This is a genomic window from Bacillus thuringiensis, from assembly GCF_001595725.1.
In the GTDB taxonomy this organism is placed as follows: Bacteria; Bacillota; Bacilli; order Bacillales; family Bacillaceae_G; genus Bacillus_A; species Bacillus_A thuringiensis_K.
On the sequence record NZ_CP014282.1, the window covers coordinates 2,399,041 to 2,424,445 of the forward strand.

Consider the following 25,405-nt stretch of genomic DNA (forward strand, 5'->3'; position numbering starts at 1 on the left):
ATACTTAATATATTGTTAATATATACTTAATTATAATAAAGTATGATTAATTTTAAAACATCATATGTACATATGTCAGCAGCTGCTTCTCGTTTGAATAATACATATGCAAATAAAAGTTGCTGAATCTCATCCTCTATTTGTATATCTACTATGTGGAGTAGGATATGGTGATGTTTATTGTATGAAGATCATGTACATGTATTTTTTGCTGTAATTCCCCATTCTTCGTATATGCTATTAGGTATGATGACCGGATTATTTGATGGTATTTCCATACAAGATTCTGAATGAAAAGAATTCTAATAAGTAAAGAACAACTTAAGAGTAAACATCAATGCTGTATTATAAAATTTTTAAGGAAGTGAAAATATTATGAAATCAGCTTTAAATAGTATTATGATCTCCTTGATTCTTGCAGTAGGAGGGATCATTGCGTTTTTGTTTAATTTAATGGGAAATCAAGATTGGGTCTTGAATTGGGTAGGGGTATTGCTGGCATATCTATCTTTAAGTATTTTAATAGATTTGTATAATGAAACTGTGAATTATAAAACATTTTCTAAAATACTAAAAAGAACTTTGTTTATTTCCTTTAATGTTACAGTATTAGGAATAATAATAGGGATAACATACCAACTATTAGGAAAGTGGAATCTTACTATAATGATGTATTATTGGTTGATAATATTATTACTACATTTAATTACTGTAATAACATTGGTCGTCCTGGTATTTGTAAATCGAAATGATAAAAATTATAGCTTACTATATAAATTTATTATACTTTTAAACATTTTCCTTACCTTAGGACCAGTATTATATCCTGTGGTTCTAACTATTATAGGAAATGGCATGAACGCTAGTGCAGGCCACTAACTTTCACCTAAATAGATTATTAAAACGATTAGTCCAAAAGTGAGTTTGGTTAAGCTAATGAATCTATAAGCAAATAGAATAATAAAAATAACAACATAAAGTGGGATAATAAGATAGGAAGAGAATTATAATATGAAAATTAAGCTTAAGAAAAAGAGAATTATAAGTGTATTGTTGTCTATTACATTAGTAGCAATAGGATATTACATGTTTCAATCTATTACGAATCCTAAGCTGGTAAACGCGGAAGAGGCAAGTAGTGTTCAACAAGTGAGCAGTCTACCTAAAAATGAATTGAAAAAATCCATACCTAATCGTTTTGATGGTAAAGAAAGAAAAGTTGCATATTTAACTTTTGATGATGGACCAGGAAAATATACAGCTAATCTATTAGATGTATTAAAGAAAAATGATGTGAAAGCAACATTCTTTTTAATTGGCGATAATGTGAAAAGGTTCTCAGATTTAGTGAAACGAGAGCATGTAGAGAACCATTATGTGGGCATGCATAGTATGACACATAATTTTAAAAAGCTATATACCAATCAGGAATATGTGAAGGAAATGAAAGAGGATCAATCTTTAATTAGAAATGTTATTGGAAACTCCCCGAAATTAACACGCCCACCATATGGATCAATGCCTGGATTAAATGAATCACTTCGAAATGAGGTGGTCGGAAATAATTTAAAAGTATGGGATTGGACAATTGATTCTCTAGATTGGAAATACAATAAATTACCTGTGGATGTAGCAGCCGCAAAAATTGTTCAAAATGTCTTAGCAGGTGCGACGTCTTCAAAGGAAATTGTTTTAATGCACGATATTCATCCACAATCTGTTGCGGCTGTTCCAGCAATTATAAAAGGATTAAAAGAAAAAGGGTATGAATTTGAAGCTTATGATGAGAACAATCATCTTCCAATAAACTTCTGGCATGATAGCCGGATATAAAAGTATTATCTGGTATCATTAAACAGAAATTGCAGATCTAGTCTGGAAAGATATGTTTGTTCGTTTGGAAAAATATTAGTTTGAAGTGAAGAAGTCCTACGAAGAAATAGTAACAGAAGCGGTATTAAATCATAATTGGTTCCATTTCAACAGGCTCCAAATCTGACAGTAATTTTGTTCTGTTTATTTATGAGGTAACGGAAGGGAATTTAGAAGAACTTGCTACAATTGCTCATTAGTATACATACAATCACGGCATTGTAGAAGAAATAGGATAACAGAAGAACACATACGGTTCTAAATTAATATTACGTGTGTTTTTATACATACATTTCTCATTTAAATGTATATGTTGAATATATAGATATATAGTGATATAATGTGAATTAGAAACTCGCGTGTTTCAAATACAACATTTTTATCTTCTTGATGACCTCTTATCTTTCCGTAAGAGGTCTTTTTTTATGCCTCCTTATTGCATAGCCGTTAAAATACTATGAAAAGATACTAGAGACTACTACACTATGACATTCATGTTGAAATCTTATCAAACGTTATCTCACTTGTATGCATTAGGACTAGGCTGGAGACTTTGGAATAGAGAGGATGTAATTTCATGGTGTGATAGGTTGATCGAAGCAACTGATTACCCACCATATGAAATTATAGAGATATCCTTAATGTCTAAAGAAAAACGGATATATATAGAATCGGCTTTACTATCATATAGCCGCATAGTTGATGAAAAACACTCGGTAAACATCCTTCTTTCAGTCTTAAATGAAAAGTTAGTAGCTCAGAAATGGAATGTAAAACAAGCTCTTACCTGCTCCACTCGTTTACTAGTAAACAGTGGCCTGTATTGGGATGAGGAATATTTTAATTTATACAGTCTGGATGATAGCTATGATATAGTACAGAAAGGGCTCCATTTTAATAAAGAAGATGTGATTTCTGCTTATATCGATACATTAGGTGCTTTTCGCGTCCATTTTAACGAGTTTGAAGATCTCTATTTACAAGTCATGAAACAGAAGTGGCAAGTGTAGAAGGCAGGAAAAGGAATCATTGAATCGTAAGAGTTACTTCCTGTATTTATCACCAAATTTATCTAGCTAAGACAAATCTGTCTTGGCTAGATAAATTTTTGTCTCTTAATAACTTAATTCTATCATCTTTAATTTTTCCGACAGCAAGCAAAGCTAGCGGTTTTTATGCATAATCAGACGCTTGTAAAGGAGAATCACTATATAAATTTTTACCAGAGAGTAATTTATTTAACTAGTAGAAAAAGGAAGGGGCCTATTTGGCTCCTTCCTTTTTCTCATACATAAAGCTTGTTGACAACTTATGAAATAATAGCATTCATCGCTATTAAAATATAGCACTAAAAGCAATTAAGCGGATATGTAATTATACATATCCGCTTAATTACATGGATGGGAACAAAACTATTTATCTCTTCCGGTATGGAAACAAATAGATTTAGGTTTACTTAGGGTAAGAGGACCTGATCACTGATTGATGGTTAAACCATATTTCTACATATCTGAAACAAATTATTTTATTGGATTGTATGTTAATAGGGTGAGGGCTTTATAAAAGTTAGATTGTTCCTTGGTTTCATGCTCTTGATTTTACTTGAAGTACGCATTGGAAAACTACACTTAGCATCATTAATACAGAAACCGATAAGATTATAAAGACAAAATTATTTTCAGATTTAATTACCCCGGTTCATGTAACGAGTGATGGGAAAGTATTGGTAGGGCATACATGTTTCCAGAATAAGAATGGAGAGAGAACAAGAAATATGTTTTCTCCATCACCAGGGTATGTTTCTGTTCTTGATGGAGAATCGTTAAATGTGTTAGGTACAATAGAAGGAGATTTACTCCCAATTATAATGCGTTCTTTTACGGACGTAACGGTTAGATACGTTTCTAACCATAAGTATATTAGATTTAGTTAATTATAAGAATGTTCATACCATTAAAGTTAATCCAGGAGATCGAAATGCAGATCCTTCTGTAAATCAAGGAGCTCACGGTATAGCATATATAGAAAGATAAAATAAGAAAACACTATACTTTCTGTAGAAACTGACAGAAAGTATAGTGTTTTTTTGTATCTATTGATTACTGATGAATTCCAATTAGGTCTATTTTTTGTAAATATGGAACAATGTCATTACTTACACTGTCTATTAAGCGTTAAAACATTTTTTATTAAATAAATTAAGAAAGGAATCATCATTTTTAACTAAGGGAGAGATTGAATTGAAAAAATTATGGATGCTGCTTTTCGTTTGTTTCGCGGTTATGTTGGTAGGATGTAATAAAAACGAACCGTCAAAACAAGCATTTGAAGAATATATTAATTTATGGAATGATAGAAAATTTGCAAATATGTATGATCAATTATCAGATCATGCTCAAAAATCGATTTCTAAAAAAGAATTCACAGAAAAATATCAAAAAATCTATGAGGGGATTGGAGCTAAGAATTTAAAAGTTAAAATGAAAGGAGAGAATACAAAAGATAAAGAGCTTTTTCTTTTTGAAGTTAAGATGGATACGGATGTAGGACCAGTTTCATTCATCCATGAAGCAAAACTTGTGAAAGATAAAGAATCTTGGAAAATAGATTGGACACCGGACTTCATTTTTCCAGGAATGAAAAAAGATTACAAAGTACGTATGCAAGTAGAGCAAGGAAAACGCGGAGAAATATATGATCGAAATGGAAAAGGGCTTGCAACGAATGGTAAAGCGACTGAGGTTGGAATTATTCCAGAGAAACTAGGCGAAACAGCAGCGCAAACGAAAGAAATAGTAGCACAATTACTTGATATGTCTATAGAAGAGGTCGAACAAAAGCTCACAGCGAAATGGATAAAACCAGACTCCTTTGTACCAATTGGAATTTTAAAAGAGGGAACCAGACAGAATGATTATATTGAATTAGAAGGAGTTTCATCTCGCCCAGTAAATATTCGTACGTATCCATTAGGTGAAGCAGCGGCACACTTAACTGGATATATAGGAAAGGTGAATGCGGAGGAGTTAAAATCACTTCAAAAACAAGGTTATCAAGCAGATGATTTAGTAGGTAAGACCGGTTTAGAGAAAGTGTTAGAAAATAAATTGCGTGGTGAAAAGGGTGGACGCGTATTTATAGAAGATGAGAAGGGGAAAGAGATTAAAAACGTAGCAAAAAAAGAAGCAAAAGAAGGAGAAACTGTTACGTTAACAATTGATGCTGCAATTCAAGAAAAAATCTTTAATGAGATGAAAACTGAAGCAGGATCTAGTGCAGCGGTCAACCCTAAAACGGGTGAAACAATCGCACTTGTAAGTAGCCCTGCTTATAATCCAAATATAATAGTTAGAGGAGCATCGAAAGCCCAACGAGAAGCATGGAGTAACGATTTGAAACTACCAATGATGAATCGCTTCACGCAAGCATTTGTACCAGGTTCCGTATTTAAAACGATTACAGGTGCAATTGGTTTGGAAACAAAAACAATAAATTCAAAGGAAGAATTTAAAATTCAAGGATTGAAGTGGACAAAAGATTCATCTTGGGGAAATTACTATGTCACGCGTGTAAAGGATGCAAGTCCAATTAACTTTGAGAAGGCAATGAAGTACTCTGATAATATTTATTTTGCTCAACAAGCTTTGAAAATGGGAAAAGATCAGTATGTAAATGAATTTAAAAAGTACGGATTTCATGAAAAATTACCAATCGAATACGAATTTCCTATTTCAATCATTGCAAAAGATGGGATAAAAAACGATATTCAACTAGCAGACACGGGCTATGGACAAGGACAAGTATTAATGACGCCACTTCATTTAGCATTAACATATGCACCGATTGTGAATGAAGGGAATATTCCGTGGCCACACCTTTTAAAAGAAGTAAAAGTAGCGGGGAATTGGAAAGAAAATGTGATTTCTAAAAAGAATCAAGAGATATTAAAGAGTGCATTAATCAAAGTCATTAATGACCCTGATGGCGCGGGGAGAATTGCAAAGGTTGATGGTGTTACGCTTGCTGGTAAAACCGGTACGGCAGAACTGAAAGAGTCTAAAGAAGCAGACGGAAAAGAACTGGGATGGTTCGCAGCTTTCGATGCAAATGCGCCAGACATGATTGTTACCATGATGATTGAAGGTGTAAAAGGAAGAGGAGGAAGTAACGTTCCAGGTGAAAAAGTAAAACATGTATTTCAGAAATAAAACTTAATTATAAGGTGAATTTTTTTCACTACATTTATCCCGCTATTTGCCCGTAAAAGCCCGATTGTTGAGGGCGGATTAAAGTTTCACTTTATTATATGTTTGCTTAACTCAAAGATATAAGTTGGGGAAAATATAGAACAATTAAATTTCAAAAAAGCATTCTTTCTAATCGAGAATGCTTTTTTGCTGCGACTATAGAAAATTGATACCTTATCTTTATTTTCATTTCTGAAAAGTTGGCATTGCTAATGGTAAATAGAAGAGTATAGTAAATTGAAATGGACAAGTAGATTGTTACGTTAAATTCAAAAAAATAGATTTTCATGAGTGGATTTTTATCATTGTATGCTTTACTTGTTTTTTAGTAGTATTATTCTACCTGAAAAAAGATAAACAATGGAACAAATGAAACTTGTATCTTGTCTATATATTGAAACCATAATAAAAGTGAGGGCAGTTTTATGTTTATTCAAATAAGTTTGAGGTGTGGAAATGGAACAGACGTTTATTGAAAAGTGTAATCATGATGAGCTGGACTATGTTATAAAAGACTATTGGCAAGATGTATGGAATTATTCATTTATTATTACGAAAGATCCACACTTATCAGATGATATCACGCAAGATGTATTTATAAAGGTGTTTAAAAATTGGAATTCATTTCGAAAGGAGTCATCTATTAAAACGTGGATATTAAAAATCACAAGAAATACGGCAATAAACTATTTGAAATCCTCCTATTTTAAAAGGATATCTTTAATAGGATTTTTTAGTGACGATAAGCAATCCCTGTCAGCAGAACAAGAATTTTTTAAGCAAGAAGAAATGAATGATGTGTGGAAGGTTGTATTAGAACTACCTAAAAAGCACCGTGAAATAATTATATTGGACGCAAAATATGAATTATCTTATGAAGAAATGGCTGAAACATTAGGAGTATCCATTGGAACTGTAAAATCGAGATTAAGTAGAGCGAGAAGTAAGGTTTCAAAATTAATAGGGGAGGGTAGTAGTGATGAACAATAAACAAAATCCTGACTGGTATAGAAAAATAAAAAAAGGGCCAATGGAGAATCGTAAAGATGAAGAAGAATTTATTTCTAAAATAAAGCAGTCTATATATGAAAATAATGAAGTGGATTTTGTAAAACATAAAAGACCATTTCGTAAAAAAGCATTACCTATTGTAGTTGTTTTGGTTTGTACGATGTTATTTTTCATTGTTCAACAACCTTGGCTTGATGATAATAAATCGCCGGTACAAAGTAGTACTCAAATTAAGCCTAAAACAAAAGATGAGTCTGCTCAAGATTCATCATTAAAACAATTTATGAATGAACTATATCAAAGTACGAACTCAAAAAATGAAAATGAATTGTACAAAGCGTTAAATGATGAAGTTCTATTTAAAGGGAAGAGTTATAAGAAGGATGAACTGAAGTTTGATGAAGATATCTTTCATGAGTTGCAAGTCGCCCTTACAATGGGAGGAGAGTTTGCCAAAGATACAAAGCAAGTATATAAAGTACCAAGTGGATTGACAGAAAGTAATCAACCAAACCAAGCGCATTTTATATATGCGACTGTTACTGGAAATAAAACAAAAATTTTAGCTGAACCAAAGCGAGAATCACAAGTTTTATATGAAGTATCTAATGAAATGGTAAAAGCTTGGATTCCAGAAAAAGTACAGAATAATGGATATATAAAAGTTTCGACAATTAACGGTAATACTGGATATGTACAGAAAGAGTACGTTTTAACTGATATTAAATATTCATTTACATTCGAAAAGAATAATGAAGGTATATGGAAAATAATAAATATAAATTCTATATGGTAAAAGAGGAAGGTTCACTTAAATGAACCTTCCTCTTTGTTTTTATTGTCTTTTTGAAGAGTATTCCAGTACTCTAAAATTTCTGATGTAACGAGAGCGGCAATGTTTTTTTCTGAATTACTACCAAGGATAACGACAGAAACGGCAATTTGTGGATCTTCCGTAGGAGCATACGCAATGAAAAGAGAGTGATTTATCATTCTTGCTTGCTCATTTGGAAAACCTGTAATACCTGTTTTACCTGCGACGTCAAAGGGCAACTTTTTAATTTCCTCTATATTTTGACTCATCCCACCTTGCACGACACTCCAAAAGTTCATCGGGTAACGATTTGAACTTTCTAAAATGGGTTTAAACTTTTTGGTTTCCTTACCATCTTGACCAATAATCGCACTTACGATTTGAGGTTTATATTTGTCGCCTTTACTTGCCAAAGTTGCTGCATATTGAGCGAGTTGAAGAGGAGTATGCACTTCATTTCCTCCCCAAGAGGCATTTAATAATGCTGAAATCCCATTTTCAAATTTATTAGATGGATGGAATTCATATTGTCCGTCTTCTTCAAAGGGTAAATCAATCCCAGTTTTAGAACGTAGGCCGAATTGCATTAAATAATCTGTCCATATATGTGCCACTTTTTCTATATTTCCATTATTTTGGTTGAATAAGGGCAGAGCTACTTTTGCTGTCATAAATGTGTTAGATGAATTAATGATAGCCTGCCTCGGTGTAATCTCCCCTGTTGGTGTTTCAGGCGCATTCGTAATGTTATTTTGATTATCATACTGAAAAGTACCTTTATCTAAATAAGTATCTTCTGGTTGAAAAAGCTTTTCGTTTAATCCAATTAAAATAGTAAGTGGTTTTATAGTAGAAGCCATATTTACATAAGATTCACCATACTTTAATTTTTGAATTGCTTTATTTTGCGAAAGAGATTTAATGTTTTCTTTTCTAGAAGATACATGTGTATTTAATATATTTGGATCAAAAACTACCGAGTTGGCCATAGTTAAAATTGCGCCAGTTTTTGCATCGCTCACTATAGCATAACCAGCTTTAGCATCAGGTGTTTTCTTAATTTGAGATTTTAATGCTTCTTCTGCCTTTTGCTGCAACTCAGAGTCTAAAGCTAGCCGCACGTCTTTTCCTTTTTGTACTTTTTGAATGTTCCATAAGAACTTTTTATTATTCAATTTAAAAATAAGAGTTTTGCCTGGTTTTCCTTTTAAATCATTTTCATATTGCAGCTCAATCCCGTTTTTTCCAACAGCCATATGCTTTGAATTAAGGTCATTTTCTACATACCCAATTACTTGTGAACCAATTTCGTGTTTAGGGTAATATCGAATCCATTCATCTTTAATTATTACATTATTGGGTTTGTTTTTGTTTATGAATGCAAGTTCATTCTCATTTATATCAGAGTATAACGGTATATCATTCATAGTCTGCTTTTTACAAGATTGTTGTAATTGAGATTTTATGTTCTCTGTAGAAATATCATGTTGAAACTCGCTTGAAAATTGGTTGAAAAAAGCTAATGTGTTTGATGTATCTTGTTTCGATAGCTTTTCATCATTAGAAGTGCAATATAGAGACTTAACTTTCTTATTTGTAGCGAGCATTACACCATTTTTATCAAAAATCTTTCCTCTTTCAGCTGAAGAAGTTGCGATAGTAATTGAAATGAAGTTGATTTTTAATAAAATCAGTAAAATCAAACCTACAATAGAAAGAATCGCAAAAAATCTCCATCTTCTTGTATGTAACATATAACCCTCCCTTATGTAGCCTATTTCATCTTATATTTAATTATTTTTTTTGTAAATGTGGAACAACTTTATTGTTTAGGTTGTCTATTAAGTATTACAGCATGAAGAAAGGAATAATTAGCATGAAAATTTACTAGCAAGTTTATATGTAAGATTAATAAGAGTCATTATACAGTTTAGCACTTCTAATGTAAGTGGCAAAAAAAATAGAGAGAAAACAAGAAGGGAGAGTTATTAATTCCGTAGCTAAACGAAAAGGAATGGTTGCTTACAAGGATTAAGCAAAAAATTGAGGCGATATTTATAACCGATTATCGGTATCTAATATATAAGGAATGCTTTTAGTATTTGTAGCAATTCCTGAAAGGATTAAATGGAGGATTTATGAAAGAACAAAAAGGCAAGAAGCAGAAGACATATATATCTATTCGATTAAATATAATGTTCCTTTGCATATTTGTACTATTCTCAGCTATTATTATGCAGCTAGGAAAGGTACAAATCGTTGAGGGAGAGGCTTATAAGAACCAAGTGGAAAGTAGTCAAAATGCAATAACTAGTATTCCAGTTCCACGTGGACAAATTTTAGATCGAGAAGGGAAAACAGTTGTTAATAATAAATCTCTTCGCACAATTACGTATACAAGGGTGAAGGGAATTACGAGTGAAGATACTTTAAAAACAGCAAAAGACTTGGCGAAAGTACTTGAAATGCCTGAACAAGATATAAATAAATTAACAGATATCGATAAAAAAGATTTTTGGATGCAGTTGAATTCGAAACGTGCGGAGGCAAAGATTACTAAGAAAGATATAGAAAAGTTTAAAGAAAAGGGTATAGAGGGAAAAGAGTTAGATAAAAAAATAGAAGACTTAAGACGAGGTCGTGTTACAGAGGTAGAATTAGCAGAATTAACAGCACAAGATTTAAAGGTGTTAGCTATTAAAAGTAAAATGAGTTCAGGTTATCAACTAACACCACAAATCATTAAAAAAGATGTAACAGATGAAGAGTATGCGCGGATAAGCGAAAATCTTGCGGATTTTCCAGGAGTAGATGCAACTGTTGATTGGGAACGTAATTATGTAAACGGTAATTTATTTCGTTCTGTATTAGGAAATATTACGAGTAGTGAAGAAGGATTACCGAAAGAAAATTTAGATTCTTATTTAGTACGTGGATATAACCGTAATGATCGTGTTGGAAAAAGTTATATTGAACAACGATATGAAGATGTATTACACGGCACAAAAGAAGAAGTGAAAAATATTACTGATAAATCAGGAAACATTGTTAACACAGAAATAATCTCTAAAGGAAAAAGTGGTAATAGTTTAACATTAACGATTGATATGGAATTACAAAAGAAAGTTGAAGAAAGTATAGAGAAAAACTTGAGAGCTTTTAAGAGTTCAGAGCCACTGCTCGATCGAGCTTTTGTTGTCATGACGAATCCAAATAACGGACAAATTTTATCAATGGCAGGCAAAAAGATTGTAGAAAAAGAAGGGAAAATAGAGGTTGAGGATTTGGCATTAGGAAACATGACAACTTCGTATGAGCTAGGGTCAGCTGTAAAAGGTGCTACTTTATTAACTGGATATGAGACAGGGGCAATACATCCAGGAGATCAATTTTATGACGCACCGATGAAATTTAAAGGTACACAAGCTAAGAAATCGTGGAATGTATCCGGATTTGGTAATATTAATGATTTACGGGCTTTACAAGTATCTTCGAATGTATACATGTTCCAGACAGCTTTAAAAATTGCGGGAGTCAATTACGTACCAAATGGCTCATTAGATATTAAACAAGGAGCATTTGATACGATGCGCTATTATTTCAAGCAATTTGGTTTAGGTGTCCCAACAGGTATTGATTTACCGAATGAAATAATTGGACAAACGAGAAAAGTAGATAGTCAACCTGGTTTTTTACTAGATTTTTCTATCGGTCAGTATGATACGTATACGCCGTTGCAATTAGCGCAATATATTTCAACGATTGCGAATGGTGGTTATAGAATGCAACCTCAAATTGTACAAGAAATACGAGAACAATCAATAAAAGAAGAGGTTGGCAAAGTTATACGTTCCATAGAGCCTGTCGTATTAAATCGAATTGATATGAAGAAAGAACATATTGATCGTATAAAAGAAGGGTTTAGATGGGTATTCCAAGAAGGTGATGGAACTGGCGTGAAATATTTCAAAAACGCGCCATATAAACCAGCAGGAAAGACAGGAACAGCCCAAACTGTATATGGTGGAGATGACCCGATTGGCAGAAATGCAAAAGGAGAACGTATGGAATGTTACAACTTAACGTTAGTTGGATATGCTCCATATGATAATCCAGAAGTAGCATTTTCCGTAGTAGTTCCATGGCTTCATGATGATAAAAATGGAATTAATTCTATAATTGGAAAGGAAGTTTTAGATGTATACTTTGATTTGAAACAGCAACGCATACATGCTGAATCTACTAGTACAGGTAGTTCTAAGCAAAATTAGAATACTTTTCTCAGGGAAGAGAACCTGTTTATATAAAGCCATTTATAAGTAAAAAAATGAAATATGAAATAAGAGATAGTGGCGATCATAGCTACTATCTCTTATTTTGTTAATAACTCTCATACTAGCTATAAATTTTTTTCAGTTTATGGAACAAATTTGGTTCGGTGATTGTCTATTATGTGTACGTATAAAAAGGTGCTAAAAATTTGGAAGGAATGATGATTTTGAAAAATAAGAGGATGCTAAAAATAGGAATATGCGTTGGTATATTAGGTTTAAGTATTACAAGCCTAGAAGCTTTTACAGGAGAGTCACTGCAAGTTGAAGCGAAAGAAAAGACTGGACAAGTGAAACATAAAAATCAGGCAACGCATAAAGAGTTCTCTCAACTTGAGAAAAAATTTAATGCTCGATTAGGTGTATATGTGATTGATACTGGTACAAATCAAACAATCTCTTATCGACCTAACGAAAGATTTGCCTTCGCATCAACTTACAAGGCTTTAGCCGCGGGAGTATTACTACAGCAAAACTCAATTGATTCATTAAATGAAGTAATCACATATACGAAAGAAGACTTAGTGGATTATTCACCTGTTACAGAGAAACATGTAGATACTGGAATGAAACTAGGAGAAATTGCTGAGGCAGCTGTTCGTTCAAGCGATAATACTGCAGGGAACATTTTATTTAATAAAATAGGAGGACCGAAAGGATATGAAAAAGCGCTTAGGCATATGGGGGATCGGATTACTATGTCTGATCGCTTTGAAACAGAATTAAACGAAGCTATTCCAGGAGACATTCGTGACACTAGTACAGCGAAAGCTATTGCTACGAATCTTAAAGCTTTTACGGTCGGAAATGCACTTCCAGCTGAAAAACGTAAAATTCTTACAGAGTGGATGAAAGGAAATGCTACAGGGGACAAACTTATTCGTGCAGGCGTACCAACTGACTGGGTAGTTGGAGATAAATCAGGTGCTGGTAGTTACGGGACAAGAAATGATATTGCTATCGTTTGGCCTCCAAATAGAGCACCAATTATCATCGCAATTTTATCTAGTAAAGATGAGAAAGAGGCAACCTATGATAATCAACTCATTGCAGAGGCAACTAAAGTTATAGTTAAGGCTCTTAGGTAATAGTATTTTAGTTTTCGCATTTTTAACATGAAAGTATTAAAAGTATAAAGTTAGAAAACGACTCTTTTCTTGTGATAAGAGTCGTTTTTGTATTCTTATTATTAAAAAGGTAAAAGTAAAAATATAACGAATATATATGACATATCTCATACGAAATTTCATGTACTGTATTATTTTATTAATTTAAATAAATTTCAAGAAAGTATAATATAATTCAGTTAGCATATAGAAGTGTTTGATGAGAATGTAAAGGAGAAAATATGAAAAAGAAGATTAATAGAATTGTAATGATTATTTGTATATTAGTAGGTTTTACAATCTTTTTATATTTACAGAACAATTTAATAAGTATAACTGAGATTAAAATAACCTCTAGTAAAATACCATCCTCTTTTAAAGGGTATAAAATTCTACAAATTTCAGACTTACACAATAAAAAATTTGGCGATAATCAAGATGTGTTAATTCAAAAAATAAAAAGTATAGACCCAGATATTATTGCAATTACGGGTGATTTAATTGACAGTAAATCATACGATGCAGAAGTTAGTATGCAATTAATACGAGAAATGGTAAAGAAGTATCCTGTATATTTTGTGACAGGAAACCATGAACAATGGTCTGGAAAGTATAACAGTTTAGAAAAAGAGTTGAAGAAATATGGTGTCAATGTTTTAAGGAATGAACATGTAGGCATTCGAAAGGGTGAGCAAGAGATAAACTTGCTAGGTATTGATGATCCAGAGTTTGGTACTGGAAACCGTGATGAAGGAAATATTATAATAGATGAAATTAAAAAAGCAAAAATTGAAATGCAGCCAGATAGATATAATGTGTTATTATCCCACAGGCCTGAATTTATAAAGGAATATACGAATGAGAGGTTGGATTTGGTTTTATCGGGACATGCTCATGGAGGGCAAGTTAGATTGCCATTTATCGGTGGATTAGTTGCTCCAAATCAAGGTGTTTTACCTAAATATACAGCAGGTTTATATGTAGAACAAAATACATCAATGGTAGTGAGTAGAGGATTAGGAAATAGTATCATTCCGCAAAGAATTTTGAATAGGCCAGAGATTGTAGTCGTGCAGTTAAATTAAGCTGTACGATTTTTTTATACAAAAGTGAGTAAAGAGATTTTATGTATTTTGCAGGAGTTAACATTACAATTTTGTTAAAAATTTTCTACGTTACATAAAGTAACAAAATTTGACCCTGATTGTTTGTTATAGTGTAAATAATCAAAAAACTTAAAAATTGTCGAGTGAAAATTGTGATAAGTAATTCATGTAAAAAACTTAAAGGGGTGTACACATGCATAAAGAATATGAAATTGAAGAATACACGGCGATTGAGGAACAAATACATTATTATTGTAAATGTTTATTAGTAAGTCATCCTGATCAAATAATAAAGTATTTAGAAAAAAGATTAGAAAAATATGCAGAAACATTACAATATGCACATTTATATCCTGACACAGTTATTTTACCGTTACAGCAATTAGTTATTGAATATTCTTTAGATGTTGCTAGAATTCGGAAGTATATGAATTTAAAAACGTAAAGTGAAATTTATAGTTTAAATGAAACAGAGTCGGCTTTAGGAAATGAAATTCTAATGTCGACTCTGTTTCATTGTTTAATATCGTTGATTGAACATACATACTAATCAATGAAGTTTGACATATAATTAAGCAAGGGTAAAATAAAAGTGAGTACTCACTCATTTAATTGGAAAAGGAGGATGAAACGTGCAACAACCTTCAATTATTTTACGGACTGTATCAAAAAGTTTTGGAAAAAAAGAAGTGTTACACAATCTTTCATTGCAAGTTGAAAAAGCAGAAATTTTTGGTTTTGTTGGACCTTCTGGATCGGGGAAAACAACGCTCATTAAAATGATTGCAGGTATTAATGAGGCAACGAAAGGTGAAGTGCTTGTTAATAATACTAATATGCCTAATTTAAATGAAATGAAAAGAATTGGTTATATGGCCCAGGCGGATGCATTATACGAAGAATTGTCAGCATATGAAAATGCAGATTTTATAGCAACGATGTATGGACTAAAGGGAAAACGTAAAAAGACAAGAATTGCACAGGTTTTTGAACTTGTACAATTGTCACAGTATATGAAAAAGCAAGTACAACAATTTTCAGGTGGAATGAAAAAACGCTTATCATTAGCAATAGCGCTCCTTCACGAACCAGAAATATTAATTTTAGATGAGCCTACAGTGGGGATAGATCCGCTTCTTAGAAAAACGATTTGGGAAAAATTTCATGATCTTAAAAAGAAAGGCACAACGATTATTGTAACGACGCACATTATGGATGAAGCTGAATTTTGTGAGCGTCTAGGGTTAATTAGAGAAGGGAAACTAGTTGCGGTTGGAACAACTGAAGAATTGAAAAAACGCGTGTCATCTGGACGGATTGAAGATGTCTTTTTGCTGGAAGAGGTGGCTCCGTCATGAGAGTTACTGGTGTAATTATACGTATTATTCGTCAATTTTTTCGAGATAAGCGTTCGTTAGCAATGATGTTTGGAGCACCGATGTTATTACTTTGGCTTTTGTCACTAGTGTTTACACAGAAAGACTATATACCGCAAATTGCTGTTGTTGATATGCCCGCTCAAATAGTAAAAGTGATGAAAAATCAAGAAGCGTCAATTTATGAATACAGTAAGGAAAAGGCGATTTCTGAGTTGGAAAAACAAAAGGTAGATGCAGTATTTCGTATAGAGAATGGAAAAATGAAACTTCTGTTGGAAGGTAGTGATTCGTCAAAAAATCGTGCTGTACTTCAAGTATTGCAAAAAAGCACAGAGAAGAATGATGTATCGATTATGAAACCTGAAGTAAATTATTTACATGGCTCTAAAGACTTTACGATGTTTGATGGGCTTGGTCCTGTATTAATTGGTTTCTTTACATTTTTCTTTGTATTTATATTATCAGGTGTATCTTTCGTAAGAGAACGTTTAAGTGGTACGCTAGAAAGGTTATTATCCACCCCAGTAAGAAGATGGGAAATAGTCGCAGGTTATATTATTGGTTTTGGATTCTTTGCCTTTATACAATCCATTATTATCGTAAGCTTTTCCGTTTATATTTTAGATTTATACGTAGCTGGCTCCATATGGCTAACGCTACTTATTACATGTATGCTCTCTTTAACTGCACTAACATTAGGTACGTTTTTATCGACATACGCAAATAATGAATTTCAAATGATTCAATTTATACCGCTTGTTATTGTGCCACAAATCTTCTTTTCTGGATTATTTCCAATGGAATCTATGAACAAGTGGCTACAAATGTTAGGGAAAGCATTTCCACTCACATACGGCGCTGACGCAATAAGACAAGTGATGATTCGGAATCAAGGGTTTACAGAGATTGCATTAGATCTTACTGTGTTATTACTTTTTTCACTATTATTTGCAGTAGGAAATGTATTTGCTTTAAAGAAACATCGCAAAATATAATAATGACAAAAAGGAGCTTTATAAATGCAGAAAGATTGGCTGGAGGAATTAATAGCTGCAACTAATACGGATAAACGAAATGAACGTCAAATGCGAATATTAGAGGCGGCTGTTGATATGTTTGGAGAAAAAGGATACGCTTCAACTTCAACAAGTGAAATTGCAAAGCGTGCTGGTGTAGCGGAGGGAACCATCTTCCGCTACTATAAGACGAAAAAAGATTTATTACTAGCGGTCGTAATGCCAACTTTAACTAAGTTCGCTGCACCATTTTTCGTACAAACCTTTGCAAAAGAAATATTTAAATCGGAGTATGAATCGTATGAAGGACTTTTAAGGGTTGTAATTCATAATAGATTTAAATTTGCTCAAAAACACTTTCCTATGATAAAAATATTAATTCAAGAAGTACCATTTCAACCAGAACTGAAAAATGAAATACAGCAATTAGTAGAAACAGAACTGTTTTCACATTTCAAAAAGTTGATTGTGAAATTTCAAGAAGAAGGGGAAATAATTGAGATACCACCATCTTCCGTATTACGTCTTACTTTATCAGCTGTATTAGGTTTATTATTAACACGATTTTTATTATTGCCTGAAGAAAAATGGGATGATGAAGCGGAAATTGAAAATACGATTCAATTTATATTGTATGGATTAACTCCACGAATTTAATCGTTGAAGTGTGAATTACATACATTACTTTTAAGTGAAAATAAATCGCCTTTAAAAAGGCGATTTATTTTCATTATATATTTTTGATAAATAAGTACTTGTTTAATAAAAACATTCTAAATCAGCGTGTTTCTTTGTCTCTTCTTCTAAGACCTAATAATCCTGCTAGTCCTAATAAACCAAGCCAAGCCCAATTATTATTTCTATCACGATTATCATTTAAATCATTTGTTGTATTTACATTTCGAGTTCTCACATCATTATTAACTCTGTCTAAATTATTGTCATTTACTCGAGTTGAAATATCAGTGTTATTAACTCTGTTCATATTATTTCCATCGTATTCAGCTTGCACAGATGTACCTAAAAACATAATAGATAGTGCTAAAACACTTAAGATTGATGATAATTTCTTTTTCATAACAATCCCTCCTTTCTTAATAATTAAGTTCTCCGAAGCATGTGTGTATTATTCATTTCACAATATCTAAACCCTCATTAAATAGAGCGCACATTTATAGAAAATAGAGTTGAATGATTGTTAATATTTCATTGGATATATATTTCTCATAAAAATAAATGCATCAAACTTTGCTTAAAATGTTAATCTTAGTACAATTTATATTATACGGACTAGCAATAAGGAGGTAATGAGATGCGACAATTTGCAAAACCTACAATCGTCGTAAGTAAATGTTTAGAATTTGATGCTTGTCGTTATAATGGAGAGATGATTCCAGATGTAACAATACGAAATTTGCAGCCATTTGTTACATTTATACCTGTTTGTCCAGAAGTCGAGATTGGATTGGGGACTCCTCGAGAAACGATACGAATTGTAGAAGAAAATGGTGAGAATAGACTTGTGCAACCGTCGACACGAGAAGATGTAACTGAAAAAATGGAACAGTTTTCAAATGACTTTTTACAAACGATACCGGATGTTGAGGGTTTTATTTTAAAGAATCGTTCGCCAAGTTGTGGTACGCGCGATGTGAAAATTTATTCTGGTTTTGAAAAAGCACCAGCAAAGGGAAAAGGATCAGGCTTATTTGGCGGAGCAGTAATAAAAAAATTTTCGCATCTTCCTATTGAAGAGGAAGGCAGATTGTCGAATTTTATTATTAGAGAGCATTTCTTTACAAGGCTATTTACAATCGCATATTACAAAATGATTAAACATAATAAAAATATGAAAGACCTTGTATCGTTTCAGTCGGACAATAAATATTTATTTATGGCATATAATCAGGTGAAACAAAAGGAATTAGGGCGTATAATTGCAAATCACAAAAATGAAAAGATTGAAGTGGTATTTGAAAACTATGAGAAGACTTTATATGAATTATTTATGCGCACACCCCGTTATACATCGAATGTAAATGTATGCGAGCACATTTTTGGATATTTTAAAACAAAGCTAAAAAAACAAGAAAAAGATCATTTTATAGAACTGTTACAAAAGTATGCAGAAAAGAAAATACCACTTAGTAGTTTACTTACAATTTTAAAATCATGGGCCATTCGATTTGATGAGAAGTATTTATTAAGACAGACGTATTTTGAACCATATCCTGAAGCATTAGTAGAAATTTCTGATTCAGGAAAAGGTAGAGATTATTAAACAATAAATTACATAATTCGACACAAAATCTCCTATGTTGTTGTAGAACAATGTAGGAATTTTTTTGTGCATTAGTACAGAATCTGTTTTAAAATTAAGTTATGACAGAATTATAGCAATTGTCTAACTAATACTTTTGTCTTTTAAGTTGTTATGTTTGTAGTAGAAACTCGCACGCTGTCGAAACTCAATATTCGATAAGGGGTGTGTAGCGGAATGGAATTTACTCTAACTCGCGAAAAACAAATGATTAAAGAAATGGTACGTGACTTTGCTGAAAAGGAAATCGCACCGAAAGCTGTATATTATGACAAAACTGCAGAGTTTCCATATGAAACATTTCAAAAAATGGGCGAACTAGGATTACTAGGCATCCCATTCCCAGAAGAGTATGGAGGTTCAGGTGGCGATACGGTATCGTATGCGTTAGCAGTTGAAGAAATTGGTCGCGCTTGTGGTGGCACCGGTTTAAGCTATGCTGCAACAATTTCATTAGGTGCTTCTCCAATTTATTATTTCGGTACAGAAGAACAAAAACAAAAGTATTTAGTTCCAATGGCGTCAGGAAAAACATTAGGTGCCTTCGGATTAACGGAGCCGAATGCTGGATCAGATGCAGGTGGTACTCAAACGAAAGCGGTATTAGATGGTGATGAGTATGTAATCAGTGGTGAGAAGTGTTGGATTACAAACGCAGAGTATGCAAATACCATTATTGTAACCGCTGTCAATGGTATTGAAGAGAATGGTAGAAAACGCATTTCAGCATTTATCGTACCTACTACTAGTGAAGGATTAACGATTTCTAGTCCTTATGATAAAATGGGCGTTCGCGCTTCTAATACTTGTGAAATCGTACTTGATGGTGTTCGTGTACCGAAAGAAAATATTCTTGGTGATGTAAATAAAGGTTTTAAACAATTTTTATATACACTTGATGGAGGACGTATTTCAATCGCAGCATTGGCAGTTGGTATTGCGCAATCAGCCTTTGAACGTGCATTGCAATATGCGAAAGAACGTCAACAATTTGGAAAGTCAATTTCTAATTTCCAAGCGATTCAATTTAAATTGGCTGATATGGCGACTGAAGTAGAGTTAGCTCGTAATTTAGTACATAAAGCAGCTTGGTTAAAAGATAACGATAAACCTTTCGGCAAAGAAGCGGCAATGGCAAAACTATTTGCATCGGAAGCGGCAAGCCGTATTGCGAATCAAGCAGTACAGATTCATGGTGGATATGGGTATATGCGTGAATATGAAGTTGAACGACATATTCGTGATGCGAAACTATTAGAAATTGGTGAAGGAACTTCTGAAATTCAACGTCTCGTAATTGCTAGACATTTAGGATGTAGATAAAAGGGAGGAATCACTATGTTTCAAAAAATATTAATTGCGAATCGTGGAGAAATCGCTGTTCGTATTATGAAAACTTGTCAAAAACTAGGCATCCGTACTGTTGCTATTTATTCTGAAGCAGATGAAAATGCCCTTCATGTGAAAATGGCAAATGAAGCTTACTTAGTAGGTGGACCGCGTGTTCAAGAAAGCTATTTAAACCTTGAAAAAATTATTGAAATAGCTAAGAAGACAAATGCAGAAGCAATTCATCCGGGTTATGGTTTATTATCAGAGAATCCGTCTTTTCCGGTTCGCTGCAAAGAAGAAGGAATCGTATTTATCGGTCCTTCAGAAGAAATTATTACGAAGATGGGAAGTAAAATTGAATCACGTATCGCAATGCAAGCAGCAGATGTCCCAGTAGTCCCAGGGATTACTACAAATATTGAAACTGCTGAAGAAGCAATTGAAATTGCAAAACAAATTGGTTATCCATTAATGCTTAAGGCATCCGCAGGCGGCGGAGGCATTGGTATGCAGTTGATGGAAACTGAGCAAACGCTCACCAAAGCGTTTGAAAGTAATAAAACAAGAGCGCAAAACTTCTTCGGTAACGGAGAAATGTATTTAGAGCGATATATAGCAGATGCGCATCATATTGAAATTCAGCTTTTAGCAGATACACATGGTAACACAGTGTATTTATGGGAGCGTGAATGTTCGGTACAGCGCCGAAATCAAAAAGTAATCGAAGAAGCACCCTCACCATTTTTAGATGAAGGTACACGAAGAGCGATGGGAGAAGTTGCTGTACAAGCTGCCAAAGCACTTGGCTATACAAATGCAGGTACAGTTGAGTTTCTTGTAGATGATCAGAAAAATTTCTATTTCTTAGAAATGAATACGAGATTACAAGTAGAGCATCCAGTGACAGAAGAAATTACGGGATTAGACCTTGTAGAACAGCAACTCCTTATCGCAAGTGGAGAGAAACTATCATTTACTCAGGATGATGTAAAACGTAGTGGTCATGCCATTGAAGCTCGTATTTATGCAGAGGATCCGAAAACATTCTTCCCATCACCTGGGAAAATTACAGATTTAACATTACCGTCAAATGTACGGATTGATCACTTCTTAGAAAATCATGTAACGATTACACCTTTCTATGATCCAATGATTGCGAAAGTCATTGCACATGGCGAGACTCGTGAAGAAGCAATTTCGAAATTACATGATGCTCTAGAAGAATTAAAAGTAGAAGGTATTAAAACGAACACTCCAATGTTACTGCAAGTTTTGGAAGACGAAGTGTTCAAAGAGGGTATTTATACAACGGGTTTTGTAACGAAACAGCTCGTTAAAAAATAAGATTTAACAATATTAAGGGGGAAAAATGATGACGAAAGTATACGCATCGATGGCAGGAAACGTTTGGAAGATTGTTGTAGGAGTAGGGGACACAGTAGAGGAAGAGCAGGATGTCGTCATTTTGGAATCTATGAAAATGGAAATTCCAATCATTTCAGAGGAAGCCGGTACAGTTATGAAAATTAATGTGCAAGAAGGCGATTTTGTAAATGAAGGAGATGTATTATTAGAAATTGAATAGGGAGATATAGGGGGAAGCGAATTGAAACTACCTAATTTTGCTGTCATTAAAGAAGTAGGACCACGTGATGGTTTACAAAATGAAAAAAAGATTGTTGGCACAAAAGATAAAGTAAAATGGATTCAACTACTTACAGAAGCAGGATTGTCGTATGTTGAAGTTTCCTCATTCGTTCACCCAAAATGGGTCCCAGCATTAGCGGATGCAAATGATGTGTTTTCTGAGCTGAAAAGGGATCCCAATGTTACATATGCTGCGCTTGTTCCGAACCAAAATGGTTTGGAACGAGCTTTTTTGCAAAATGTAGATGAGGTGAATGTTTTTTTATCAGCAAGTGAATCTCATAATAAAAGTAATATTAATAAATCGATTAAAGAAGCATTAGTTGTAATTGAAGATATAACAAAACAGGCATTATTCGAAGGGAAAAAGGTAAGAGGTTATGTTTCTACTGTATTTGGATGTCCTTATGAAGGGGATATAAGTCTCGCAGCAGTTGACGAATTATGTAATCAGCTATTTTCATACGGCATTTATGAAGCATCTCTTGGTGATACGATTGGTGTAGCAAATCCGTTACAAGTAGAGCAAGTATTAGAACATTTATTAAAGAAATATGATGCTTCGCAGTTTGCAATGCACTTCCATAATACGTATGGAATGGCTCTGGCGAATGTAGTTAAGTCATTAGAATATGGTATTACAACATTTGATAGTTCTTGTGGTGGTCTTGGTGGATGCCCATATGCACCAGGAGCATCAGGCAATGTTGCAACTGATGACTTAGTTCATATGCTCCATAAGTTAGGGGTACAAACGAATATTGATGAAGAGAAGTTATTGAGAGCGAGTCAATTTATTCAAAGTAAATTAAATATCCAATTACCGAGTCATGTGTATAGAGCGCTTCAACATAAAACGATAAGTAGGTGAGAAGATGCTACAATTACAAAACATTTCAGTTGATTACGTAACACCACACGTTGTAAAGATTTCATTAAATCGTGAAAGACAAGCAAACTCATTATCTTTAGCGTTATTAGAAGAGTTGCAAAACATACTAACTCAAATAAGTGAAGAGTCAAATACTCGTGTAGTTATTTTAACAGGGGCTGGTGAAAAAGCATTTTGTGCCGGAGCTGATTTAAAAGAACGTGCTGGCATGAATGAAGAACAAGTTCGCCATGCTGTTAGTATGATTCGCACTACTATGGAAATGGTTGAACAATTACCACAGCCAATTATTGCTGCTATAAATGGAATCGCACTTGGTGGTGGTACGGAATTAAGTTTAGCTTGTGATTTTAGAATTGCTTCAGACACTGCAAGTCTTGGTCTTACTGAAACGACACTTGCAATTATACCAGGAGCAGGTGGTACACAGCGCTTACCGAGATTAATTGGTGTTGGTAGAGCGAAAGAATTAATTTATACAGGTAGACGTATTTCAGCGCAAGAAGCTAAAGAATATGGTTTAGTAGAATTCGTTGTACCAGCTAATTTACTTGAAGAGAAAGCGATTGAAATAGCAGAGAAAATTGCTAGTAATGGACCTATTGCTGTTCGATTAGCAAAAGAGGCAATTTCAAACGGTATTCAAGTTGATTTACATACCGGATTACAAATGGAAAAACAAGCGTATGAAGGTGTAATCCATACGAAAGATCGAATAGAAGGATTACAGGCATTCAAAGAAAAACGCAAACCGATGTATAAGGGGGAGTAAATATGTTAGACCAAAAACAACACTCTAATTCATTTGAAGAACGAGTTGAAACAATTAAACAAGGCGGGGCACCGAAATATCATGAGCAAAATAAAGCAAAAGGAAAATTATTCGTTCGAGATCGTTTAGCGCTTCTATTTGATAATGGCGAATATGTAGAAGATGCATTATTTGCTAACTGTGAACAAACAGGCTTACCTGCGGACGGCGTTGTAACGGCAACGGGTAAAATACATGGTCGTACTGCGTGTGTAATGGCCAATGATTCTACTGTAAAAGCTGGATCATGGGGATCACGCACAGTTGAAAAGATTTTACGTATTCAAGAAACAGCTGAAAAACTACGTGTTCCGTTATTTTATTTAGTCGACTCTGCTGGAGCGCGTATTACAGATCAAGTAGAAATGTTCCCAGGGCGCCGCGGTGCAGGAAGAATCTTCTATAATCAAGTGAAGTTATCAGGTAAAGTTCCTCAAGTATGCTTATTATTTGGACCTTCTGCAGCTGGTGGTGCGTATATTCCAGCCTTTTGTGACGTTGTAATGATGGTAGAAGGAAATGCATCTATGTATTTAGGATCTCCTCGTATGGCTGAGATGGTTATCGGTGAGAAGGTAACGTTAGAAGAGATGGGCGGAGCTCGTATGCATTGCTCTGTATCAGGATGCGGAGATGTTTTATGTAAGACCGAAGAAGATGCGATTACACAAGCAAGACAATATATTTCATATTTTCCAAACAACTACTTAGAGAAGACTCCATTGGTTACACCTCAAGAACCGAAACAATTCGAAAAAACATTAGAACAAATCATTCCAGAAAATCAAAATGCGCCTTTCAATATGAAAGATCTCATTAATAGAGTTATTGATGAAGGTTCTTTCTATGAAGTGAAAAAATTATTTGCTCAAGAACTAATTACAGGCTTAGCACGTATTGATGGTAAGCCAGTTGGTATTATTGCAAATCAACCTCGTATGAAAGGCGGCGTATTATTCCACGATTCAGCTGATAAAGCTGCTAAGTTTATTAATTTATGCGATGCATATCATATTCCATTATTATTCCTTGCAGATGTACCTGGATTTATGATTGGTACAAAAGTAGAGCGTGCCGGTATTATTCGCCACGGTGCAAAAATGATTTCTGCAATGAGTGAAGCAACTGTACCTAAGATTTCTATCGTTGTTCGTAAAGCATATGGCGCTGGTTTATATGCGATGGCAGGTCCAGCATTTGAACCAGATTGCTGCTTGGCATTACCGACAGCCTCTATTGCAGTAATGGGTCCAGAAGCTGCGGTTAATGCTGTATTTGCAAATAAAATTGCAGCTTTACCAGAAGAAGAGCGTGCTAGCTTCATTGCTGAAAAACGTGAAGAGTATAAGAAAGATATTGATATATACCACTTAGCATCAGAGATGGTGATTGATGGTATTGTTCATCCAAACAATTTACGTGAAGAGTTAAAAGGACGTTTCGAAATGTATATGAGTAAATATCAAGTATTCACGGATCGTAAACATCCTGTATATCCAGTTTAAAAGCCTTATTTAGGGC

At 33.7% G+C, this 25,405-nt stretch carries 22 protein-coding genes and 1 pseudogene; 21 read left to right on the forward strand and 2 right to left on the reverse strand.

The window, feature by feature from the left end; translation table 11 throughout:
- Positions 1 to 106: 106 nt before the first annotated feature.
- The 7 genes and pseudogenes from AXW78_RS34840 to AXW78_RS12085 form a co-directional block, all read left to right on the forward strand.
- Positions 107 to 285, forward strand: a pseudogene (locus tag AXW78_RS34840) (D-serine ammonia-lyase); the annotation flags it as partial.
- 90 nt (positions 286 to 375) lie between these two features.
- Positions 376 to 879, forward strand: coding sequence for a DUF3902 family protein (locus AXW78_RS12055; protein WP_046946283.1), 504 nt, complete (start codon positions 376 to 378; stop codon positions 877 to 879).
- Positions 880 to 1,011: 132 nt separating this feature from the next.
- Positions 1,012 to 1,833, forward strand: coding sequence for a peptidoglycan-N-acetylglucosamine deacetylase (locus tag AXW78_RS12060; protein WP_000694608.1), 822 nt, complete (start codon positions 1,012 to 1,014; stop codon positions 1,831 to 1,833).
- Between the two features lie 536 nt (positions 1,834 to 2,369).
- Positions 2,370 to 2,882 (forward strand): hypothetical protein, encoded by a 513-nt coding sequence (locus AXW78_RS12065; RefSeq protein ID WP_033673011.1) that lies wholly within the window; start codon positions 2,370 to 2,372, stop codon positions 2,880 to 2,882.
- Positions 2,883 to 4,112: 1,230 nt separating this feature from the next.
- Positions 4,113 to 6,080, forward strand: coding sequence for a penicillin-binding transpeptidase domain-containing protein (locus tag AXW78_RS12075; protein WP_061884180.1), 1,968 nt, complete (start codon positions 4,113 to 4,115; stop codon positions 6,078 to 6,080).
- A gap of 495 nt (positions 6,081 to 6,575) precedes the next feature.
- Entirely contained in the window at positions 6,576 to 7,109 is a 534-nt protein-coding gene (locus AXW78_RS12080) for an RNA polymerase sigma factor (protein WP_000438327.1), read from the forward strand.
- Positions 7,099 to 7,926 carry a hypothetical protein gene (locus AXW78_RS12085; RefSeq protein WP_001060765.1) on the forward strand — a complete coding sequence of 276 codons (828 nt, stop codon included), beginning with the start codon at positions 7,099 to 7,101 and terminating at the stop codon, positions 7,924 to 7,926. The genes AXW78_RS12080 and AXW78_RS12085 overlap by 11 nt, the downstream gene beginning before the upstream one ends.
- 11 nt (positions 7,927 to 7,937) lie before the next feature.
- Here the strand turns inward: AXW78_RS12085 and AXW78_RS12090 are convergent, their stop codons facing one another.
- Positions 7,938 to 9,698 (reverse strand): peptidoglycan D,D-transpeptidase FtsI family protein, encoded by a 1,761-nt coding sequence (locus tag AXW78_RS12090; RefSeq protein WP_000903418.1) that lies wholly within the window; start codon positions 9,696 to 9,698, stop codon positions 7,938 to 7,940.
- Between the two features lie 384 nt (positions 9,699 to 10,082).
- Here AXW78_RS12090 and AXW78_RS12095 point away from each other — a divergent pair, with 384 nt between their 5' ends.
- The 7 genes from AXW78_RS12095 to AXW78_RS12125 all read left to right on the forward strand — a co-directional run bounded on the left by AXW78_RS12095 (position 10,083) and on the right by AXW78_RS12125 (position 17,539).
- Entirely contained in the window at positions 10,083 to 12,215 is a 2,133-nt protein-coding gene (locus AXW78_RS12095; protein ID WP_000662992.1) for a peptidoglycan D,D-transpeptidase FtsI family protein, read from the forward strand.
- A 221-nt stretch (positions 12,216 to 12,436) separates the two neighbouring features.
- On the forward strand, positions 12,437 to 13,363 hold the full coding sequence (gene bla / locus AXW78_RS12100; RefSeq protein ID WP_002164025.1) for a class A beta-lactamase Bla1: 927 nt from the start codon (positions 12,437 to 12,439) through the stop codon (positions 13,361 to 13,363).
- Between the two features lie 260 nt (positions 13,364 to 13,623).
- Positions 13,624 to 14,466 (forward strand): metallophosphoesterase, encoded by an 843-nt coding sequence (locus AXW78_RS12105; protein WP_061884181.1) that lies wholly within the window; start codon positions 13,624 to 13,626, stop codon positions 14,464 to 14,466.
- 214 nt (positions 14,467 to 14,680) lie between these two features.
- A complete protein-coding gene (locus tag AXW78_RS12110; RefSeq protein ID WP_000548621.1) occupies positions 14,681 to 14,932 on the forward strand; it encodes a hypothetical protein in 252 nt (83 codons plus the stop codon).
- A gap of 187 nt (positions 14,933 to 15,119) precedes the next feature.
- Positions 15,120 to 15,845, forward strand: a complete 726-nt coding sequence (locus AXW78_RS12115) for an ABC transporter ATP-binding protein (protein ID WP_061884182.1) — start codon at positions 15,120 to 15,122, stop codon at positions 15,843 to 15,845.
- The gene (locus AXW78_RS12120; RefSeq protein WP_001266725.1) at positions 15,842 to 16,861 is read left to right on the forward strand and encodes an ABC transporter permease; all 1,020 of its coding nucleotides are present in this window, start codon (positions 15,842 to 15,844) and stop codon (positions 16,859 to 16,861) included. Before AXW78_RS12115 ends, AXW78_RS12120 begins: the two co-directional genes overlap by 4 nt.
- A 24-nt stretch (positions 16,862 to 16,885) precedes the next feature.
- On the forward strand, positions 16,886 to 17,539 hold the full coding sequence (locus AXW78_RS12125; RefSeq protein WP_001168190.1) for a TetR/AcrR family transcriptional regulator: 654 nt from the start codon (positions 16,886 to 16,888) through the stop codon (positions 17,537 to 17,539).
- 121 nt (positions 17,540 to 17,660) lie between these two features.
- On the opposite strand, the gene AXW78_RS12130 is transcribed toward AXW78_RS12125, so the two are convergent.
- Complete coding sequence (locus AXW78_RS12130) at positions 17,661 to 17,960, reverse strand: WGxxGxxG family protein (RefSeq protein WP_000728158.1); 300 nt, start codon at positions 17,958 to 17,960, stop codon at positions 17,661 to 17,663.
- 234 nt (positions 17,961 to 18,194) lie between these two features.
- On the opposite strand from AXW78_RS12130, the gene AXW78_RS12135 reads away from it, so the two are divergent.
- From AXW78_RS12135 to AXW78_RS12165, 7 genes are all read left to right on the forward strand, one after another.
- Positions 18,195 to 19,163, forward strand: a complete 969-nt coding sequence (locus AXW78_RS12135; RefSeq protein WP_061884183.1) for a YbgA family protein — start codon at positions 18,195 to 18,197, stop codon at positions 19,161 to 19,163.
- Positions 19,164 to 19,379: 216 nt separating this feature from the next.
- Positions 19,380 to 20,525 (forward strand): acyl-CoA dehydrogenase, encoded by a 1,146-nt coding sequence (locus AXW78_RS12140; protein WP_000397279.1) that lies wholly within the window; start codon positions 19,380 to 19,382, stop codon positions 20,523 to 20,525.
- 15 nt (positions 20,526 to 20,540) lie between these two features.
- The gene (locus AXW78_RS12145) at positions 20,541 to 21,878 is read left to right on the forward strand and encodes an acetyl-CoA carboxylase biotin carboxylase subunit (RefSeq protein WP_000486751.1); all 1,338 of its coding nucleotides are present in this window, start codon (positions 20,541 to 20,543) and stop codon (positions 21,876 to 21,878) included.
- Positions 21,879 to 21,903: 25 nt separating this feature from the next.
- Entirely contained in the window at positions 21,904 to 22,119 is a 216-nt protein-coding gene (locus tag AXW78_RS12150) for an acetyl-CoA carboxylase biotin carboxyl carrier protein subunit (protein ID WP_001987345.1), read from the forward strand.
- Positions 22,120 to 22,140: 21 nt separating this feature from the next.
- On the forward strand, positions 22,141 to 23,052 hold the full coding sequence (gene mvaB, locus AXW78_RS12155) for a hydroxymethylglutaryl-CoA lyase (protein ID WP_061884184.1): 912 nt from the start codon (positions 22,141 to 22,143) through the stop codon (positions 23,050 to 23,052).
- A 4-nt stretch (positions 23,053 to 23,056) separates the two neighbouring features.
- A complete protein-coding gene (locus AXW78_RS12160; RefSeq protein ID WP_061884185.1) occupies positions 23,057 to 23,845 on the forward strand; it encodes an enoyl-CoA hydratase in 789 nt (262 codons plus the stop codon).
- A gap of 2 nt (positions 23,846 to 23,847) precedes the next feature.
- Positions 23,848 to 25,389 carry an acyl-CoA carboxylase subunit beta gene (locus AXW78_RS12165; RefSeq protein WP_061884186.1) on the forward strand — a complete coding sequence of 514 codons (1,542 nt, stop codon included), beginning with the start codon at positions 23,848 to 23,850 and terminating at the stop codon, positions 25,387 to 25,389.
- Positions 25,390 to 25,405: the final 16 nt, after the last annotated feature.

Bases quoted from the DNA above. Each gene is read 5' to 3' on its own strand.
- AXW78_RS12140 (WP_000397279.1), top strand. From the start codon at position 19,380: ATGGAATTTACTCTAACTCGCGAAAAACAAATGATTAAAGAAATGGTA.
- AXW78_RS12165 (WP_061884186.1), top strand. From the start codon at position 23,848: ATGTTAGACCAAAAACAACACTCTAATTCATTTGAAGAACGAGTTGAA.
- AXW78_RS12125 (WP_001168190.1), top strand. From the start codon at position 16,886: ATGCAGAAAGATTGGCTGGAGGAATTAATAGCTGCAACTAATACGGAT.
- AXW78_RS12085 (WP_001060765.1), top strand. From the start codon at position 7,099: ATGAACAATAAACAAAATCCTGACTGGTATAGAAAAATAAAAAAAGGG.
- AXW78_RS12150 (WP_001987345.1), top strand. From the start codon at position 21,904: ATGATGACGAAAGTATACGCATCGATGGCAGGAAACGTTTGGAAGATT.
- AXW78_RS12090 (WP_000903418.1), bottom strand. From the start codon at position 9,698: ATGTTACATACAAGAAGATGGAGATTTTTTGCGATTCTTTCTATTGTA.
- AXW78_RS12055 (WP_046946283.1), top strand. From the start codon at position 376: ATGAAATCAGCTTTAAATAGTATTATGATCTCCTTGATTCTTGCAGTA.
- AXW78_RS12080 (WP_000438327.1), top strand. From the start codon at position 6,576: ATGGAACAGACGTTTATTGAAAAGTGTAATCATGATGAGCTGGACTAT.
- bla (WP_002164025.1), top strand. From the start codon at position 12,437: ATGATTTTGAAAAATAAGAGGATGCTAAAAATAGGAATATGCGTTGGT.
- AXW78_RS12060 (WP_000694608.1), top strand. From the start codon at position 1,012: ATGAAAATTAAGCTTAAGAAAAAGAGAATTATAAGTGTATTGTTGTCT.
- AXW78_RS12110 (WP_000548621.1), top strand. From the start codon at position 14,681: ATGCATAAAGAATATGAAATTGAAGAATACACGGCGATTGAGGAACAA.
- AXW78_RS12135 (WP_061884183.1), top strand. From the start codon at position 18,195: ATGCGACAATTTGCAAAACCTACAATCGTCGTAAGTAAATGTTTAGAA.
- AXW78_RS12160 (WP_061884185.1), top strand. From the start codon at position 23,057: ATGCTACAATTACAAAACATTTCAGTTGATTACGTAACACCACACGTT.
- AXW78_RS12105 (WP_061884181.1), top strand. From the start codon at position 13,624: ATGAAAAAGAAGATTAATAGAATTGTAATGATTATTTGTATATTAGTA.
- AXW78_RS12130 (WP_000728158.1), bottom strand. From the start codon at position 17,960: ATGAAAAAGAAATTATCATCAATCTTAAGTGTTTTAGCACTATCTATT.
- AXW78_RS12145 (WP_000486751.1), top strand. From the start codon at position 20,541: ATGTTTCAAAAAATATTAATTGCGAATCGTGGAGAAATCGCTGTTCGT.
- AXW78_RS12120 (WP_001266725.1), top strand. From the start codon at position 15,842: ATGAGAGTTACTGGTGTAATTATACGTATTATTCGTCAATTTTTTCGA.
- AXW78_RS12095 (WP_000662992.1), top strand. From the start codon at position 10,083: ATGAAAGAACAAAAAGGCAAGAAGCAGAAGACATATATATCTATTCGA.